The sequence below is a fragment of the Paenibacillus sp. FSL H7-0940 genome (assembly GCF_037979415.1).
Taxonomy (GTDB): Bacteria; Bacillota; Bacilli; order Paenibacillales; family Paenibacillaceae; genus Paenibacillus; species Paenibacillus amylolyticus.
Map to the genome: position 1 here is coordinate 4,783,053 of NZ_CP150280.1, position 19,522 is coordinate 4,802,574.

Annotated in this window: 15 protein-coding genes; 7 read left to right on the top strand and 8 right to left on the bottom strand. The window is 46.5% G+C overall.

The window, feature by feature from the left end; all coding sequences use genetic code 11:
* Window positions 1-105: 105 nt before the first annotated feature.
* Window positions 106-3,237: an ATP-binding protein gene (locus tag MHB71_RS21035; protein ID WP_340027566.1), complete on the top strand. Its 3,132-nt coding sequence runs from the start codon at window positions 106-108 to the stop codon at window positions 3,235-3,237.
* Window positions 3,234-4,355: a response regulator gene (locus MHB71_RS21040; RefSeq protein WP_051446947.1), complete on the top strand. Its 1,122-nt coding sequence runs from the start codon at window positions 3,234-3,236 to the stop codon at window positions 4,353-4,355. The genes MHB71_RS21035 and MHB71_RS21040 overlap by 4 nt, the downstream gene beginning before the upstream one ends.
* Window positions 4,356-4,526: 171 nt before the next feature.
* On the opposite strand, the gene MHB71_RS21045 is transcribed toward MHB71_RS21040, so the two are convergent.
* The 4 genes from MHB71_RS21045 to lpdA all read right to left on the bottom strand — a co-directional run bounded on the left by MHB71_RS21045 (window position 4,527) and on the right by lpdA (window position 9,295).
* On the bottom strand, window positions 4,527-5,708 hold the full coding sequence (locus MHB71_RS21045) for a DUF4317 domain-containing protein (protein WP_036606014.1): 1,182 nt from the start codon (window positions 5,706-5,708) through the stop codon (window positions 4,527-4,529).
* 363 nt (window positions 5,709-6,071) lie between these two features.
* Window positions 6,072-7,244 (bottom strand): ABC transporter permease, encoded by a 1,173-nt coding sequence (locus tag MHB71_RS21050; RefSeq protein WP_036606015.1) that lies wholly within the window; start codon window positions 7,242-7,244, stop codon window positions 6,072-6,074.
* Window positions 7,228-7,860, bottom strand: coding sequence for an HlyD family efflux transporter periplasmic adaptor subunit (locus MHB71_RS21055; protein ID WP_036606016.1), 633 nt, complete (start codon window positions 7,858-7,860; stop codon window positions 7,228-7,230). Before MHB71_RS21055 ends, MHB71_RS21050 begins: the two co-directional genes overlap by 17 nt.
* Window positions 7,861-7,909: 49 nt before the next feature.
* On the bottom strand, window positions 7,910-9,295 hold the full coding sequence (gene lpdA / locus MHB71_RS21060; RefSeq protein ID WP_340027568.1) for a dihydrolipoyl dehydrogenase: 1,386 nt from the start codon (window positions 9,293-9,295) through the stop codon (window positions 7,910-7,912).
* 200 nt (window positions 9,296-9,495) lie between these two features.
* On the opposite strand from lpdA, the gene MHB71_RS21065 reads away from it, so the two are divergent.
* Window positions 9,496-10,077, top strand: coding sequence for a TetR/AcrR family transcriptional regulator (locus tag MHB71_RS21065; protein WP_340027570.1), 582 nt, complete (start codon window positions 9,496-9,498; stop codon window positions 10,075-10,077).
* Between the two features lie 571 nt (window positions 10,078-10,648).
* Here MHB71_RS21065 and MHB71_RS21070 read toward each other — a convergent pair.
* Entirely contained in the window at window positions 10,649-11,344 is a 696-nt protein-coding gene (locus tag MHB71_RS21070; protein WP_340027572.1) for a DNA alkylation repair protein, read from the bottom strand.
* Between the two features lie 518 nt (window positions 11,345-11,862).
* On the opposite strand from MHB71_RS21070, the gene MHB71_RS21075 reads away from it, so the two are divergent.
* Complete coding sequence (locus MHB71_RS21075; RefSeq protein WP_036606020.1) at window positions 11,863-13,026, top strand: glycoside hydrolase family 27 protein; 1,164 nt, start codon at window positions 11,863-11,865, stop codon at window positions 13,024-13,026.
* 206 nt (window positions 13,027-13,232) lie between these two features.
* Here the strand turns inward: MHB71_RS21075 and MHB71_RS21080 are convergent, their stop codons facing one another.
* A complete protein-coding gene (locus tag MHB71_RS21080) occupies window positions 13,233-14,042 on the bottom strand; it encodes an AraC family transcriptional regulator (protein WP_036606021.1) in 810 nt (269 codons plus the stop codon).
* A gap of 112 nt (window positions 14,043-14,154) precedes the next feature.
* Here MHB71_RS21080 and MHB71_RS21085 point away from each other — a divergent pair, with 112 nt between their 5' ends.
* A complete protein-coding gene (locus tag MHB71_RS21085) occupies window positions 14,155-15,690 on the top strand; it encodes a carboxylesterase family protein (RefSeq protein WP_340027573.1) in 1,536 nt (511 codons plus the stop codon).
* 196 nt (window positions 15,691-15,886) lie between these two features.
* Here MHB71_RS21085 and MHB71_RS21090 read toward each other — a convergent pair whose 3' ends face one another.
* Both MHB71_RS21090 and MHB71_RS21095 read right to left on the bottom strand, forming a co-directional pair.
* Window positions 15,887-17,227, bottom strand: a complete 1,341-nt coding sequence (locus MHB71_RS21090) for a HAMP domain-containing sensor histidine kinase (protein ID WP_340027574.1) — start codon at window positions 17,225-17,227, stop codon at window positions 15,887-15,889.
* A complete protein-coding gene (locus tag MHB71_RS21095) occupies window positions 17,220-17,912 on the bottom strand; it encodes a response regulator transcription factor (RefSeq protein WP_100526352.1) in 693 nt (230 codons plus the stop codon). Before MHB71_RS21095 ends, MHB71_RS21090 begins: the two co-directional genes overlap by 8 nt.
* Before the next feature lie 159 nt (window positions 17,913-18,071).
* Here MHB71_RS21095 and MHB71_RS21100 point away from each other — a divergent pair, with 159 nt between their 5' ends.
* Window positions 18,072-18,833 carry a TVP38/TMEM64 family protein gene (locus MHB71_RS21100; protein ID WP_340027575.1) on the top strand — a complete coding sequence of 254 codons (762 nt, stop codon included), beginning with the start codon at window positions 18,072-18,074 and terminating at the stop codon, window positions 18,831-18,833.
* 44 nt (window positions 18,834-18,877) lie between these two features.
* Window positions 18,878-19,456, top strand: coding sequence for a GNAT family N-acetyltransferase (locus MHB71_RS21105; protein WP_253505651.1), 579 nt, complete (start codon window positions 18,878-18,880; stop codon window positions 19,454-19,456).
* Window positions 19,457-19,522 lie beyond the last annotated feature (66 nt).

Genomic DNA, 19,522 nt, shown 5'->3' on the forward strand with positions numbered 1-19,522 from the left:
TGTGATTGCGCCCCCCAGAGATATTCGCTACAATGCCGATAGAATACAAGAGATTTTGTCCGAAGCTACCAAAGGATTGAACAATCTCTAAAGGAGCAGCATTTCGTGTTATTAAAAATTTCAGGCGTTGTCCTGACTGTTTTACTCGCTATTACCGTACTGCTGCTGTCAACGATCAGAGAACCACAATCTGCTGCGCTTCATGCCCGTCAAGGTGTTCTGGACCTCTCGGCCTGGGACCCTGAACAAGACGAGCGGATCAAGCTGGACGGGGAGTGGGAATTTTACTGGGAGCGATTGCTTCCTGACGAATCTGCAACATCGAATCAGGCTGGTCCAACGAAAGCACCCGACACCTATGCAACCGTTCCCGGCTCCTGGAATCGACTTAAAGTGGATGGTGAACGACTGCCAACCCACGGCTTCGCCACGTATCGACTGGTACTGCGTAATGCACCTGTTGAGGGAACACTGGCGATCAAAAAAATGAACATCCGTTTTGCCAGCGAGATCTACATTAATGGCAACAAGCTGCTGGAAGACGGGTATGCCGTGGCAAAATCCGCAGGTTACCGACCAGGCAACTCCCCCCAGATTGGCTTTTTCCCCTATCATGGCGGTGACATTGAGATTTTGATTCGGGTGGCTAATTACGATTACACGGACTCTGGCATTCCAGGTCCACTCTTTTTTGGCGAACAAGCAGCCATGCTGAAAAAACATCAATTCAACACAGCTATCGAATTTGGCACGCTTGCTGTACTGGGTACCATTTCGATCATATTCCTCATCAGTTACCTAGGGTCTGCACTCTACCGAAACAGAGACGATTCCCTGCTGCTGATTGGTCTAATCTGTCTGCTGTATGCACTCTATAACGGCATGATCAGCGAACGTGTGTTATCGATGGCGGGCACGGAAATCTCCTTTAGCACGCTCTATAAATTAAAAGATTTCTGCTCTGTGGCATGTCTGGGTCTGTTAACCTTTTACTTCTACCGATTCAAAACAGGCATCCTGTCCGGTATGCTCACGGCGTTGATCCTGATCATCTTCGGAGCTTACTTATGTATGGTCACGCTCCTGCCTATTTCCATCTACGGGCTGGCTGCGCCTTACGTCGTCGTTATGTACACGTTGATGTTGCTCTGGTTGCTGTATCAATGTGCAAAACAGTTCCTAACCAGTGAGAAAGGCGAACGGCTGTCTACTTTTCTGTGGTACGCAGCTCTCTTAAGCATCATGTTGTACTGTCTGGACATTAATCTCTTCTCGATCTCGCTCAAGGAAAATATGAATATCGGGCAGGCTTCCATTGTCCTGTTCAGCATCCTGATGCTGTTTCTAGCGGTGCTTCGGTTCTTCGAGGCCTATCGTACGGTCCGCACCCTCAAAGATCAGTTGCTCTTGCTGGACAAGGTGAAGGACGACTTCCTGTCCAATACTTCGCATGAGCTCAAAACACCGCTGAACGCGATTGTTAACATCAGTGAAAGCCTGCTTAAAGGCGCAGAAGGTCCCCTTACCGATGAGCAAGCGCACAATCTGGCGATCGTGACGGGAAGTGGCAGACGATTAACCTATCTGGTCGATGAATTACTGGATTATTCGAAAATGAAACATGGCGACATCCCACTCCACCGGTCTTCGACCGATCTGTACTCGTTTGTCGAATCGGTCATGCGTATGCACTCCTTCCTGCTTGGCGCGAAAAAGGTGGAGCTTATCAACCGCATCCCGGCGCATTTCCCGCCGATCTATGCAGACGGCAACCGACTGATTCAGATTTTGCATAATCTGATCGGCAATGCCGTTAAGTTCACGGAACGTGGCACGGTAAGCATCAAAGCTACGGTCGTGCAAGGCAAAGCGGAAATACGCATTGTGGATACCGGCCGTGGTATCGGTACGGACAAGCTGGAACATATCTTCCTGCCGTTCGAGCAGGAAGCGGATACGGGGCCAGTCGTTGCTGGAGGCACCGGTCTAGGACTAAGCATTACACGCAAGCTGGTCGAGCTGCATGGCGGAACCATTCATGCGGAATCAGCACCCGGCATGGGTGCTACGTTCATCCTGACCTTTCCGCTGGCAGAGAATAAAGGAGAGAAACGTTCCAACGTCATGCCACTTACCATCGCTCCTACAGGTCCTGGTAATCGGCTACTCCGGTTCGAAGAACCAACGATTGTACAAGGGAATAAAGACGAATGGATCATCGTTGTGGATGACGACTCGGCTAATTTGCAGACAATAGTGAATCTCTTGAAGCTGGAAGGTTACAGTTATGCGGTCACTTCACGCTCCCCTTCCGTACTGGAGTTGCTGGACAAACTACCTGCCGTGCATCTCGTCATTGCTGATATCATGATGCCTGACATGTCGGGTTACGAATTGCTGGAACGGATCAGGGAGCGCTTCTCTCCTTCCGAGTTACCTGTACTCATGTTGACGGCGAGTAATAAAGCTAATCAATTGAAGCTGGCCTTGGAGAAAGGCGCCAATGATTTTGTATCCAAGCCGTTCGAATCGGAGGAACTGCTGGCACGGATCGGCGGTTTGACTCGGATGAAAACATCCGTCCAAGCTGCGCGAGATGCGGAAATATCTTTTTTGCGGTCACAGATGAACCCGCACTTTCTGTATAACGCCCTGAACGCCATTGCCGAATTGTGCGTGGATGCGCCAAATCGGGCAGAACAATTGATTTTGCAATTATCGAGTTACTTACGACGGAGTGTGCACTTTAAACATCTGGACTCAAAAACTAGCCTAATGAACGAACTGGAGATGATCGAGGCATACGTAGCGATTGAGCAAGCCCGCTTTGGCTCAAGGTTGGAGGTCATTATCGATGTGGATGCGGATGTGAACCGGAACATGGACATTCCACCGCTCACGTTACAGCCCCTGATCGAAAACGCAATTCGGCATGGGCTGATGTCCAGCATTCGCGGTGGTCGGGTCATGTTGTCTATCCGCAATCTGAATGATACGGAAACACGGTTCACCATCGAGGACAACGGAATCGGCATAACCAAGCAACGGATGGACGAAATTCGGCAATCCACAGACGGCAGTAACGGCGTTGGACTATGGAATATTTCCAGCCGGTTGAACCTGCTGTATGGCAGACACCTTCAGATGGAAAGTCTGGACGGCGAGGGAACGCGGATTACATTTGATCTTCCAAATCAACGTCTAAGCACAGATGGGAACGGAGGTTATGAAACATGAAGATGAAAGTCATCATCGTGGACGATGAGGATTTGTCGCTGAAGCGACTGAATCGCATTTTGACAGAAAGCGGAGAAGTCAAGGTATCTCGTGCGTTTCATGACCCGGAGGAAGCCTGTGAATATGCGGCAGAGAATAGCTTCGATGCGGCATTTCTGGACATTACGATGCCTCGCATCTCGGGTATGCAACTCATTGGTGAACTGCGTAAACATCATCCTTCGCTTCCAATCGTGCTGGTGACCGGTTATGAGGAATATGCGGTGCAGGCCTTCGACAAAGAGATCATCGATTACGTCATCAAGCCGGTCACGGCTGAGCGACTGAACCGCAGCATCAAACGGTTGCAGGAAAAGCTTCACAAGTCCGTGATAACACCTGAACCAGCGGTGCCTGGACCCAAACTGAACGTTCGTCTGTTCGGTGAATTCACCGTGTTTGGCGGTGCCGGAGCAGACAGTCCCATCAAGCTTAGAACGCCCAAAACCGAAGAGTTACTTGCATTCTTGCTGTATACCAAATCAACCACCCGCGATGCCTTGGCCGATACGTTGTGGAAGGACCTCAGTCCGCAGAAAGCCTGGACCAACATCAATTCCACACTGTACTACGTGCGACGTGCCATCGGTGATAACAGTGACGTGCCGATCATTCTCAAGGACAGAAACGGTATCCGTATCGACCGGGAAGCGATTAACTGTGATCTGTACGAGTTCGAGACTTTGTTCCGGCAGATGCGTCAGGCCTCGGCACATCGCCCCGAGCTCTTCGAGCGGATGGATACGTTGTATACGGGTGAACTTCTGAAAGGAAGGCATTATGAGTGGGCTTTTGCGTGGTCCAGACAGCTGGAACTGGATTTCATCATGACGATGGAAACTGCGGCCCACTATCACGCGAAGGCAGGCGAGCCGTTACGGGCGCTGTATTATTTTGAACGTATCCTCCAGATTGATTCGATTCGGGAAGATATTCATCGCGAGATCATCCTGTTGTATCTGTCGCTTGGACGAAGAACCGAAGCGCAGCGACAGTATCTGGTGCTGGAGGAATTGCTCAAAGAGGAGCTTGGCTCCAGTCCGGCAGCGGATATCAAACAACTGCTGCGACAGTCATGAAACAGCAAAAAAGCCCATGCCTTGGCGATAATGAACTGCTCCCATCGTAGTCTTCTACGGTCTACTATGACAGGAGCAGTTCAGTGTTGCTTTTGGCTTGGGCTTTTTGCAATAAATGGACGTTTATTCGTCCTTGCAGGATTATTTTACATCACCATTGTCTAGAATCAATTACTCATTTATAAGTTTTTCTGTATTAAGGGTAAAGCCTTCAATCACAACATCTTCGTCCACTTCAATCATGATGCAACGTCTGCCTTGATAATTTACCTGCTTCACATATCTCAGGTCTTGCGGGCTAACCGAAATCGTAGCAACCTTGGTCTCAATCTTAATGGACTTGGACGTAAACTTCGGCATAACACTGGTTGCCTTCATCTCATAGTTCTTGTTATCAACGATCGTTTCGAAGGCACGTTCTACTTTCTCCGTTGTCAGATCCTCTATACCGCTTGCGGTCAGTACACGTTCCAGATCTTTATAATCCAGCTTCGGAGGTTCTTCCTCATGGGACTCTTCGTTAATCTCGATGACTCGGTTGATCTCCTCGTATACATGTGCAATGGTGGCTGAATCGAACTGTTCACCGGCCACTTCCTTGACGATATCTTCGAAGATCGCCCGTTCTTCCAGTGCGGTAACGGATCTTTCTCCATTCAATACATTTTCAACAAAATGCGGATCCGGGAAATTAGATTTCCCTGTACAATACAGTACACGGTTCACATCGGAGTAGTTGTCCGTCACGCTAGGGTACAGAAACCCTTGCTCTGGCGTGCTTAATTTGATAATCGGATCTACAATGATGTTGTATTTGAATTCTCTCTCCACGTAATCAAACAAGAGTGTCTTCCGCTGTTTCTCCGTGGAATTCACGCTGCACAGAATGAACGGATGGGCGAACACCTCATTCTTCTCACTCTCTTCCGTGGCTTCGTTTCTAGCCTTGGTTGGCAGATAATACTGTCCACGCACGAACGTAGCTACCATATCCCGCTCAAACTTCGTATCCACCAACATTCGATCCACGAGCAGCAACATCAGATCCTGCCATTCATCCGGATCACCTGTTACCAGCGCCTGGTGAAGCAATACTTGTGCTGGATCCTCCGCCGCTTCCTGGAACTTCAACTCAAACAACTTCTGATCCAAATCACCTGTCAGCAATTTTTTGAAATTGCCCATGTACAGCTCCTGCTTCTCTCTGTCCACCAGTTCGAACGGGTGACGCTCCCAGTGATAGACCTCATTGGTTTCCTTCGTAATATACACGTTGAGAATATCGTAAATATTCAGTAGATCGTGATCGAGTTTAAACTGCTTGCGTATATGCGCGACTTCTTTTTTATTCATGATTCGTTAGACAACTCCCACAATATATAATTTTATCTGCGTGCAGCTCTATATCCTAAAAGCCAGTGCTCCCTTGGAAGTCTTCATCTGAGCAGTAGGTCACAAATGGGCGCAGCTATGGAGTAGCTGGATCAAGCCGTTCTTGCTCTCCATTTCTGTACTCTCAGTGAGAAATTATATCATATAATGATGACGATTAATGAGAAACAATCTATGGTATTTCCCTCTTTATCACGATCCATTTTTGAATATGGAAAATAGCTCGCCGTATGGGAGCACGAATGAGATTTAAAAGAAAACAGAAAGACGCAACAGGAATGACTCCCGTGCGTCTTTTTTCGTTGTTTAACGATTCTTAAAAAATTAATTACTGCTCGGCAATATATCCATATTCAACAGGGGTGCTCTGCTGGAAGAAACTTTCCTTGTTTCCCGCAGAAACAGTAATCCCATGAACAAAGACACTCCGCCAATAATAATCAGCAATGCCCCCAACTCCTGACTGTAGGCTGTCAGCGCCCCGTCCCTAAACGCCATTCCACGAATCAGACGGTTAAGCCAGTTCATGGGTAATGCCCATGCGAACATTTGGAACGGTTCTGGGAACGCCAGCGGCGTTAATTGAATTCCCGTAGCCAAAAAGGAGGGATACAATACAAAACTGGTTCGTAGGCTTACTTTCGACATATCTTTGGCAGTGTATCCAATCAGCATACCCATGAGTGACAAGGCAAAAGCATAAACAACTAACGGAATGATAAAAAGATAAGCCTCTGCTTCAAACCGCATTCCCCCCACCTGCTTTAATAATCCATAGGTTAGAAGCAGCGAAAGGGAACTCAACACAGCGTAAGGTACACTCCGAACCCATATCTGGAAAGGTGACTTTCCGTTTGCAAACAGTTTCCCTTCCTGACGAAGCCGGGGTACAATTGAGCCCGCTGCACTTGTTGTAATCATCAATACTACGATATTCACAAATCCAAGCACCATAAAACCGACATAACTGGAGGTTGGATTAAACAGCATCCGCTGCTGAAGGGATAACGGTGACACGATTCCTTTAGCTGTCTCGGCATCCATCCCTTTTTGGATCAGACGTGTCATGGAAAGGGTCATATTCTCTGTCAGTATGATTTCCTGAATCGCAGTGCGAATACCTGTTAACCCCGAGGGCATCGTGTTATCCATCAAGATGCCGATATTCGTCGATTTCCCTTGTTGTTGACGCAAACCCAACTGATTGGGAAGCATAATGACCGCTACAGCCTGCTCGTTGGCAAGCAATGTTTCAGGACTCATTCGGCTCGCATATACGCTTTTGACGCTCATATATTGTGACGCATTTATCTTGGAGATCAATTGCCGTGAATATTCGCTATGATCCTCATCAATAACCACAACTGGTGATTTATTAAGTTGATTCTGCGAGAACATTAATCCAAAAAATAGGGCTGCAATCATTGGCCCAATAAAAATTAGCCGTATATACTTACTGTCCGCGACGTACTTCCATTCGTCAATCAGTGATTTCATCAAGTTTCACCTCTGCTGTCATCCCCGGAAGCAAATCGGTATTCGAATCCATCGATATTCGGACCAGAAACATGCTCAAATCGGCTTGCCCTTTTTCCCGCGACATACGCAAGTTCGCAAACTGAGGAGCAGTTGAGATGGAAATAATACTCCCTTTCACCTGCGTTGGCTGATCCAAATAAGGGAAATGAACATCAATGCTTTGATTCACTTCAAGCTGTTGAATTTCACTTTCCTGTATGTAAAGGTCGGTGTAATACGTATTCTTTTGCACAACTGCTAGCGGGACTCCTGCTTGGACTTGATCTCCCTGTATTACAGCAACTCGGTCAACCAACCCGTCATACGGTGCAAGTACCTCCTTATCTCCCTCCCCCGCTGATTTCACTTTGAAAAGTACCTCTCCCTCTTTCACGGAGTCACCTGCAGACACACCAACCTCTGCAATCGTCCCGGGACTATTCTGATAAAATAATGTCGTTTGCTCTGCCTCAAGTATGCCTTGTTTACTGCTCTCGGCCTGACTTACAGCATCCTTTCCTTTAACAGCCAGAAGTGAACCTCCAACAATGAACACCATCGCAATTCCGATATACAAACCTGCTTTTAACTTCATCTTTTTATCTCTCCCATTCCCAATCCTCGTGTATGGTTAAATTTGCTGACTATTTTTGCTTTTTCATTTTGGTGACTGCGTTCTCGGCTGCCTCCATGATCACTTCTCCCAAAGTGGGATGAGGGTGAATCGTCATGGCCAGATCTTCCACGGTTGCGCCCATCTCGACCGCAAGTGCAAGCTCCGATATCAGTGTGGATGCCTCCACTCCGACGATTTGCGCACCAATGACAATTCCTGAAGTCGGGTCAGCCACTATTTTCACAAAACCTTCGGTTTCCCTTAACGCCAATGCTCTTCCGTTGATCCCAAAAGAAGATTTTCCGATAACCACCGGAATGGCCTGCGCTTTGGCTTCCGTCTCACTTACCCCAACACTGGATAGCTCCGGATTAGAAAAGACAACAAGCGGAATCACCTTGTAATCCACTTTGGAGGTGAGACCCGCAATGGCCTCTGCAGCTACTTTAGCTTCATAGGAGGCCTTGTGAGCAAGTGCCGGACCGGCTGTAATATCTCCAATGGCATAAATGTGCGGGATAACCGTTCTGCACTGTGCATCCGTCTCAACCAGTCCTTTGTTCGTTACGGGCAAGCCTATGCGTTCCAGTCCTAACTGGCCGTCTGTATTGGGTTTCCTGCCGATTGTGACCAATACATATTCCGCTGTAACCTGATGCTGCTCCTGATTTTTTGAATAATGAAGTGTAATGGAATCCGCCTTGTGCTCCACCTTTTCGGCAATCGCTCCGGTTACGATCTGGATGCCGTCCGCCTTTAATTGTTTGACTACAGGGGCTGCAAGTTCCGCCTCGAATCCAGGCAATACTTGTGCGCCTCCCTCCAGAATCGTTACCTTGGTTCCGAATTTGGCATACATCTGTCCGAGCTCCACCCCAATATAACCTCCGCCGATCACAATCAGACTACTCGGAACCTCCTGTAGAGATAATGCTTCAGTGGAAGATAAGATGCGACCTCCAACTGGAAATGCTGGCAGCTCAATTGGACGAGACCCCGTTGCCAATATGAGATTTTTAAAAGAAATGCTTTGCTCCTGTCCAGTTTGCTGGATCATGGCTGTGTGCTCATCCAACAGACTGGCCTCGCCTTCAAGAATGGTCACACCCGCAGTCTTTAACAAATAGTGGACACCACCTGCCTGTTTATTCACAACCCCCTGTTTAAAATCCTGAGCATTCTTAAATGTCGCTGCCGCGTCAGCTTGATTGAACTGTCTGAACCAATCATAGCGATGCGATTCCGCAATTAAGGCTTTGGATGGTATGCAACCCACATGTGTACAGACCCCGCCGAGCTGTTTACGTTCAACAATCGCCGTCTTCATCCCCAACTGCGAAGAACGAAGCGCCGCCACATATCCCCCTGGACCTGATCCAATAACTAACGTATCCACAGATTCAAGCTTGCTCATATTCTGATACCTCCCGATTTGAAGTCATTTTAAAATATGATGACCGTAATATATTATAACCATCATATTTTAAGACCGTCAACAACCGTATTTGGCCCTTTTCTAAATCAACTGATATTCAGTCGCCAAATTGACAGGCTTTATTATGATGACTATAATATTTTAAAAAGCATAATGATGAAATTATGGAGTGAATGATCATGCCCTATCCCAAAGGACATAAGATAAAAGTACGAGGTAAGATTGTTGAAAGTGCGGCTCGAGCTTTTCGCACCAATGGTATCCAGGAGGTGAGTGTCCCGTTTATTATGAAGGGAGCTGGATTAACTCACGGAGGGTTCTATTCACACTTTGACAACAAGGAACAATTAGTTGCCGAAGCCTGCGAATATGCCATCAGTGATACCATTGCACTTCTACAGAACGTGGCTGATCAGCAAGAGCAAAATCCCAAAATCAATAAAGTAATCGATTATTATTTGAGTCCGTATCACCGCGACCAAACAGAAATGAGCTGTATTTTCCCCGCCCTTTCCAGCGAAATATCCCGTTCGTCCGAAGAGGTTCGGCAGGTGTTCACACATGAATTGGAGCGGATGATCACTTTTATCTCCAATCTGGCTGAGATCGATATGTCCAGCGGTCGTGCACTGTTCAGTACAATGGTTGGTTCGCTTGTACTTGCACGCTCTGTTACTGATCCTGAGCTTAGCGACAGCTTTCTCTCGGCGGGCAGGCAACAAGCCAAAGAAATGGTTAAAAGGAACGCTATGTATCCTTGATGTTGCTATATGCTGATTATCTAGCTGTCAACAAAAAACACGCCTATAAATGGCGTGTTTTTCTTATCTGTTTGCAACTTAATAAATTCCATCCTAGCCACCGTAACGCTCTTTTGGCATTCAAAGTACGGGGTCATTAACATTCCCAAACTTTTATAAAAACGAATTATTGTTCATCTATTAGCTCCAAGAAAAATATGGTATACTCACAGAGCAATGGAAAGGCTTATATGGGCGGTCGGCTAATCTCCCGGAAGGGAGGTGATGCCTTGTGACAGTATTTGAAGCGATTATGCTAATGCTTACCTTCGGTTCGCTGATTGTAGCGCTGCTGTCCAATAAAGACAAATAGACCGCCCTCTGGCTAAGGGATGCGGTCTATTTAGTCGGTACCCTGCTTGTTAAGCCCACCGCCCTTAAAAGCGGCTATTGCATCAGAGAGTCGTGTTAGCGCACGGCTCTCTTTGCATTATAAGCTGTTTCTGTCCTCATTATAACATGGAGATTGTGGATTTCAATCCCACGATAACCATATGTTCCGTATGTTCAAACTGACGATACGGCGAAAATTTCAGCATCTTACATATTTACGCTTGAACCCCGTCCGCCCTTTATCCACTGCCTTTTGGATATTCTCAGAGGCATTCAGCAGCTTGTCCTTGTTCACTTCGACAGGTCCCACAGCCTTGGCTATCTCCACTGCCTGATCGTGCAACGGTTGATAGGATGTTGCAACGGTATACAGGAAGTTGTTCATCGAATATTTCGTTCGTTCCGGAGATTCGTGAATCGTCTTTTTCACCTGTTCAAGCATCTCCATTAGTTTATTCTCCGAAAACTCAGCATCCTTTCGACTGCCGAGCAACCAACAGTAACAGCTCCATCCCGCTGACATTCTCAGTTCATCCCCACTAGCAATCCACGCATCGGAAACCTCTTGCGCAATGTCTGTCTCGGCTAACGTCACAGCAACGATAAAGTCAGAGATCATGTAAAAATAAGCAGCATCAATCCAACGGTCAAAATCAGCTTCCGTCATTGCTTGAGGATCGGCAATCACGCCCGCAAAGTACATCGCATCATAATTCCCCGTCGCGTATAGTTGCTCTGCCAAAGGTTGATCCTTTTTGATCCGCTTCACCATTGGTTTCATCGCTCCGGTTGCCACGCCAAATAGCGGTTCATGCGCACCGTTAGAGATATAGATTTTTTTCGTTCGTTCTTTACCCAGCGCTTCTAGCTCTTGCATCACTTCATCTAGATTCATTTCGCGACACTCCCAATCCTATAAATTATATATCTAATCAAATCAAACAAACACTTATGTTTAACAAAAAACCGATGAGAAATCGTACATTATCCAATTGGAACCCTTCTGGCATATGCATAATCGTTACGGCGGAATTACTACCTTACGTATGAGGGATTCCCCACTGGAGTATTTTTCCTAAAAAAACTGAATACTATTCAAATTTCCCTGTTGCTCTGACAACCTGTTCGAGCATTATCACCGATCATAACATCCTTATCCATTGTTTCGCACAGATCCCTGAAAAGATAGATATAACTTCTTCGCAGACGAACATTTTTCCTTTCTTATGCTTCTACTGGCAACTTCTGAATACCTGCCGAGAGCCTGATTGGAAAGAGCTGATTCCCCCAGCACAAGCAGAGCAACATATGTCCATGTCCAAGCAACGTTAACCTATGGCAGGATACGTCACTCATCGTTTATGTTCAGTTTAGTGTTGTTAACAAAACCGAGATGAGGAAGGATGCGAGAGCATGAGCAACAATCAAGTATTAGGCTTTGCCCCTGCCCTGGGCTGGAATTCGTGGAATACCTTTACGTGGGATATTAACGAACAATTAATTCGGGATGTCGCTGATGTGTTTGTATCGGAAGGTTATCTGGCCGCTGGTTACGAGTATATTGTCATTGATGATTGCTGGAGCCTGAAGGAACGGGATGCGAGCGGTAATCTGGTGGCTGACCCGGATAAATTCCCGAGTGGAATGAGAGCGCTTTCTGATTATATCCATAGCAAAGGACTAAAATTCGGCATGTATTCATGCGTAGGTACGCATACATGTGCCGGGTATCCAGGCAGCTTCGAGCATGAATTCCAGGATGCTGCCCTTTTTGCCGAATGGGGCGTTGATTATTTGAAGTATGATTACTGCTTCAAGCCGCGCCATATCTCAGGAGAGCTGCTGTACAAACGGATGAGTCTTGCGCTCAAAAACTGCGGACGCGATATCCTGTTCTCCGCCTGCAACTGGGGAGCTGACGATGTATACGATTGGATTCGCGAATCGGGGGCTCATATGTACCGCTCCACCGGCGATATCCGTGACAATTGGGATTCAGTGAAGGAACTTGCCCTGTCTCAATTGGGAAAACAAAGCTACACCGGCTCCTTCTGCCATAACGACATGGATATGCTGATTGTAGGTATGTACGGTGGAAGTAACAATGATTATATTGGCAGCATCGGCGGATGCAACGACATCGAATATAAAACCCACTTCTCACTCTGGTCCATGATGGGGTCCCCATTAATGATCGGATGTGACGTGCGCAAGGCTAACCAGATCACAAAAGATATTCTCCTGAATCCTGACCTAATCGCTATCAATCAGGATGTAGAAGCGCGCGGAGCTTACCGCATTAAACCAGAACCGCAATGGTTTCACACGGACGATGTATTTATGCTGGTGAAGGTACTCACAGATGGAGATCTAGCTATTGGTTTCTTCAACCTGAGCGACAGCCAGCGGGAATTGTCTTTGCAATTTTGGGATATGGGTCTGCCTTACGCTGCCGGTTATGCCCTGTCCCTGTATGACTGCTGGGAACATCAAGAGCTTGGCGTATTCCGTGAACGCTTCGCTCCCGTTGTTGCAGCACATGATTGTTTAGTTGTGCGTGCCAAACTGGTGAAATAGATGGCTCAACATCACCTGTGCACCTCCTGTCAGGTCCCGCTCTCTTCAGACGATGTGGGCATCTACCTCAAATTGATCTCGCGCTCTGCCCAGCAATTTCTGTGCATCGATTGTATAGGAGTGAAGCTGAACTGTGGACGCGAGCCTATTGAGAAGCTGATCCGTTATTTCCGAGAGTCCGGGAACTGCGCCCTGTTCCGTTAACGTTATGCCTTGGTCCCGTGCAGCATCATGTACGATGTTGGCGTGTGTGAAGTTGCTTTTTTAAATACTTTGGAAAAATATAACGGATCATTGTAGCCGACAGAATAAGCTACCGATTGAATCGGCAGGCCCGACGTTTTCAACAGTTCACAGGCGCGCTCGATTCGGCAGGATGTAATATACTCCAAAACAGACTTGCCGGTTGCTGCCTTAAACAGACGAAACAAATAACTGCGCTCCAGATTAACTGCCTTTACGATCTCGGTGACGGTCAATGTTGGCTTCCAGTAGTTCTGCTCGATGTACTTTCTCGCCAGCCAGACATAATCCTTGGCGTCCACCTGCGGCTCTTTCGGATAATGCTCCATATAGTAGGAGAGCAGCAGACGCAAACGTGCATCCGCCCGCAGTAATTCATAAGATGATGCACCCGCGTTCCAGGCAAGGTGGAAAAAAGGCTGCAATGTCTCCGGCGAGACCGTCACCACGGGTTGTACCTCTGAGAGCTGTGTCAGCCCCAGCAACCGCCCGGCATCCTCACCGCTAAACTCCACCCAGACGTACTCCCATGGATCTTGCGGGTCTGGATAATAGTAAATCTCCTTTTGCGGAAATATGATAAAGCTTTCCCCCGTAACGAGCCGAAAAACGCGGCCGCCCGTCTCCAGCGTCCCTTGGCCGCGGATAATATAGTGCAGCGCATAAACGTCACGCACGCCTGGCCCCCATTGGTGAGGGTTAGCTGGCTTGTGACCACCGCTGATAAAATGCAAATTACTGGCTCTACTGCTCTCATGCCAAATCGGATTCAACCACGATTCCCCCTTTCTAAGACGCCCTGTTCTGGCGTTAGGTTTATCTTATATATCGTTGATCAGATGCTCGGTAACGCTTACATGCTAAATCCAGAGAGGAGAATGTTGTATGCTTAGAATGGTTACGGTAGAACATGGACAAGTGCAAGGACTGCCCGCGGCGGACCCGCGGATTACCAGCTTCAAGGGAATTCCTTTTGCCGCCCCTCCTGTAGGTGAGAACCGCTGGCGCGCTCCGCAACCGCAGTCGAACTGGGAAGGTGTACTGCAAGCTTTTGATTTTGCTCCCATCTCCATGCAAGCCCCAACAGTCATCGATGATAACAATATCTATACCCGCGAATGGGCCGTTGATCCCGACCTGCCCATGGACGAGGATTGTCTGTATCTGAATGTCTGGACACCCGCCAAGCGTACGGACGAGAAGTTGCCTGTTTTTGTCTGGTATTTTGGCGGGGGCCTACAAGTCGGCCACACAGCCGAAATGGAATTTGATGGCGAGCGAATCGCTCGTAGAGGTATTGTCGTTGTGACGATTAATTATCGACTGAATGCCTTTGGCTTCCTGTGCCATCCTGAGATTAGTGCCGAATCCCCCCATGCACCCGCCAACTTTGGTCATCTTGATCAACAAGCAGGTACCCAGTGGGTCAAACGCAACATTGCCGCCTTTGGCGGTGATCCAGACCAGATCACCATCGGCGGACAGTCGGCAGGCGGAGGAAGTGTACTCAGCCAGATGACCTCTCCTCAAAATAAAGGCTTGTTCCAGCGAGCCGTCATCATGAGCGGTATAGCTACCGAGTTGTACCCGAAGGTCCGCGTGCCTTCTGTCCGCTCCACACTAAGGGATGCAGAGCAAGCAGGGGTTGAATTTTTCGGCTTCCTGGGCGTATCTTCCCTGGCTGAGGCGAGACAACTGGATGCTGAATATCTCCGTGACAAAGCACTCGAATACAAAAGCTTCTGGGGAACCGTCATCGACGAACAATTCTGCGCAGGCGATCCGTTTACTCGTTTTGTTCAGCAGGAGCGCGAGGCGATCCCCGTAATGCTGGGGCATACGTCTTCCGAATTTTGGACCCGTCCCGCCGCAGCCAATCTGGAAGAACTGAAGCAGATGGCTGTGGAGCTCTTTGGCGAGGATGCTCCTGCCTTTTTGCAACTATGTGAGGCTGATTCCGGCCAAATCGAACATGCTCTGCAACAAGCATCGGTCCGCATGATCCAACATGCCATTCTGCTCGCCATCCGCGCGAACAGCGGTCATCCGTCTGAAACGCCTCTCTACTATTATAACTTCGACGCCGAGATTCCGGGCTGGGACCAGCCAGGCACTTTTCACTCCGTTGATCTGTGGTTTTTCTTCGAAACACTCGCCAAATGCTGGCGGCCTTTCACAGGCAAGCATTATGATCTGGCTCGCCAGATGTGTAATTATTTATCCAACTTTATTGCTACAGGTGATCCGAACGGCTCGGACTCCACCGGAAAGCTGATGCCTCATTGGACTCCTTGTACTACGGAACAGCCGTATCTCATGGAATTTGGCGATCAGGCTCAATTACAGCAGGCTGAGCCCGGACCGATGCTCGCGTTTTTAATTGAACAATATTTCAAGAAACAGAATGCACCTGTTGTTTAAAACATGAGGTTTGCCCTCTCGCGATATATGTAAGAGCCATGCTGTCGCATGGCTCTTTTTGTATAGTGTGAATGGTAGAGCGATGTTCTTTCTCCTACGCCTATTTAGCAAGCTCCTCCACTACAGCACCCTAAGGTAACAAAATTAGACAGCAAGATGGATTCCACGAACACTCAGCATCATTTCAAGAGATCCGTTATATATGAGTCTGCGTTGGTTTGTTGATGATGACAGGTAGCATAATCTGTAGTGAAAAGATATCCTTTTCCTGCGACACCGTCAACGTCCCGTTGTGCTGCTGGATCATTTTCTGACTACTAACGAGCCCAATTTCGTTGCTATCATTCTTTTTGCCAACACGTTTAATCTTATTCTCCACCCCAAGAATGACCCATTGTTGCTTCAAAGAAATCTGGATATGAACGGGATGCCCTGGATCGGCGTATTTTCGAATATTTGAAAATATGTTATCCATTACGCGACGCATGGCGACCAGATTGATTTCCAGCAAAAACTCCTCATGATGTGCATCTGTCTGAACCTGCACATCTATATCGTCCAAAACCACTAATTGCTCATCTATGAGTTGATCGATAAGCGCTCTGCCCTCATACACTTCAAATTCTACTTCCTCTTCTTCAGCGGCGGATACCGTAAAATATTCGAATAGTTTGTCTGACAGCACTTTGATCTGATAGGCCTTCTCCCGGCTATTATGAATATACTGCAACAGATCCTCATGTGTCTTATATTTGTTGAGCTCTATGATATCCATATATCCTAATAGAATCGTGAGTGGTGTTCGCAAATCATGGGAAATCGCCGTGATCAATTCACGGTTGGCCATCCTGACCCTCTCCTCGCTGTCCAGCCGCTCCACAAATGATTTCCTCATCTCATCAATACTCTGGGCCAGAGATGACAGTTCATCCTTTCCCGATATCGTAATCGAATAATCCAAATTTCCACCTTCGAGTATTTTGATCTCTTGTTCAAGCACGCCAATATAAGATGTTTTCTTATTAATCATCAATAGAAAGGAAACAATGAACACAATGGCCGCTATGAAAACACCAATAATCAGAATGAGGTTGTAGTATTGATACTCATAAAAGCTAACCAAGTATATCTGGGCATCCTGATCCGCAAAATGGATGGTGGTGATGGGTATTTTCGATGGCACGAATTGAGTTAACAACTCTTCATTAATGGCAGGATCAACTTCCGTGTTGGAGGAAAATATCAATTTGTCTTTTGCAAAAATATACAGATTTAAGTAGCGCTCATGTCTTATCCAAGCAGACAATTCCTCATGATCACGAGTTGACACGTTCTGGTTATTCACAAATGCTTCTAATCGATCAAGCGCATCTTGCTGCCTGTTCTCTACAAAAGTGGATTTGCTTAAATAACTATCCAATACAGTCTCGCCAACAACTTGTAAAATAACGAGTGCACTTATGGAAATGACCAAAGAAATGACAACCGCCAGAACCAGTTTAATCTTCAGCTTTTTTCCGATTAATAATCTATTCAATTTTGTACCCCTTCCCCCAAACGGTCTTCACATATTTAGGGTTCTGCGGGTCATCCTCCAGTTTGCCTCTCAAGTTACGAATATGAACCATCACCGTGTTATTACACGTATAAAAGTAGGGTTGCCCCCAAACACTCTCATATATGTTTTCTGCCGAGAATACCTTTCGTCGTTTCTTAACCAACAACAGCAAAATCTGGTATTCAATTTCAGTCAGAGCAATCTCCTTCTCCCCAACAAACACGGCTTTTGAATCCTGATGGACGGTAAGATCCTTAACGATAATTTGGTCCTGTTCTTCGGTCTTCTCCTTGCCCCGATAAACATAATACCTCCGCAGTAAGGCCTTCACCCTCGAAACGAGTTCTGTATAGGAAAAGGGTTTGGACAAAAAGTCATCACTGCCTGAGGAAAATGCCAATTGTTTGTCAGAATCCTGCGTTTTCGCCGTGAGAAACAGGATCGGTGCGCTTGTTTTTTCACGAATCTCCAGACACGCCTTCAGCCCCGATTTATTGGGCATCATCATATCCAAAATAATGAGATCCGTCTCTTCGTTCACTTTATCAATCGCATCTTGACCATCTATCGCTTCAATCACTTCATAATTCTCACTCTCTAACAAAATCCTTACAATTTCACGAATTTCACTGTTATCATCAGCAATTAGAATTTTCTTGCTCATCTGATCCCTCCGTCTAATTTCAGTATAATATGCGCTATTAGCGACTACCAGCAAATACAATCGACTTAAGAATTCTTCAGAAGTTATGTAGGTATCTCTTAATAATTTCGTCTTATACTGTAAATATGTAGAAGTTATTAGACAAAGGGGTCGTCAGGTATGCCACAACCTTCGAAAAAAGTAATGATTAACATATTGTTGGGTCTGTTCATCATGTTGTCCATTGGTCTACTGGTGTATTATTCTCCTGCCCTTATTAAAATCATGTCTTCCATGGACAACTTCAGAGCGTATATTCATTCAACAGGCCATTGGGGTCCGGTCATGTTTATTTTATTCCAGATTCTTCAGATCGTGGTTGCACCCATTCCAGGAGAAGTGGTACAGATTGCAGGCGGTTATATCTATGGGGTTACACTTGGGTCCTTGTATACTACAATAGGTTTGATTATAGGCTCAGCGATTGCTTTTTATTTTACTCGTTTTATCGGTCGCGCCTATATTTCACGGCTAATGCAAAAGAAAAATAATAAGTGGATGTCGTTAATTCATGATGAGAAGAAGTTCTCCGCTTTTTTATTCATCTTTTTCGTAATTCCCGGCTTGCCCAAAGACATGCTTGTATTTGTCGCCGCACTTACATCGATTAGTTCGTTTAGGTTCTTCACGATCCTTATCGTTGGTCGTCTGCCATGGATCATCGCATCTACCGTTGTAGGGTCCACGATTCATATGCAACAATACACAATCGCCATTATTATTTCTGTTGTCGCTGTAATCGGGTTCGTATTCGGTTATATCTATAGGGAGAAATTGGTGGGATTGTTCTCCCGGTCAGACAGTACCAAAGCCAAACCCAAGGCTATACCCAGTTATAGTACGAATAGGGCGTCTCGTAAAATAAAAAGAGATACAACATGAACAAAGCCAATCTATTGATATGAAAACCGGAGGTATATCATCTTATGCAAATACTTAAAACCAATCGATTAATCCTGAGAAATTTCACCGTAACGGACGCAGCCGGACTGTTGGAATACACAGCAAATCCCAGAGTGAATTGTTTTATGGATCAACAAATTTCAACATTGGAAGATGCGGCGGCAGAGGTCGCAAAAAGAAGCAGTGACGATTCCCACATCGCAGTCTGTCTGAAAGACAGTAACGAGTTGATCGGTGAGCTGTTTGGTATGAGGGAAGATCGGGATTCCGATACGGATAAAGATTCGAATTCAGATACGTATAGTATAGGTTGGAATTTTAATGGCAGATTTGAAGGGAAAGGGTACGCCAGTGAGAGCGCCAATGCTTTCATCGAAAATCTCTTTATGGAACAGGGAATAAGAAGATTGTACGCTTATGTCGAGGATGATAACTTCCGTTCTCAGAAACTGTGTGAGAAGCTGGGCATGCGCCGGGAGGGTCTTTTTTTGGAGTTCGTTTCATTTGTCAAAAATGAGGACGGCACACCGAAATACGAGAATACGTATCAATATGCTTTGTTGAAAAAGGAATGGCTGGCACAGCGTGAATCTCAGAAATAAAGAATGACAAGCCCCATCATTAGTTTAAAAAAGTTATAGAAATGAGAACGTACCCATACGTACGTT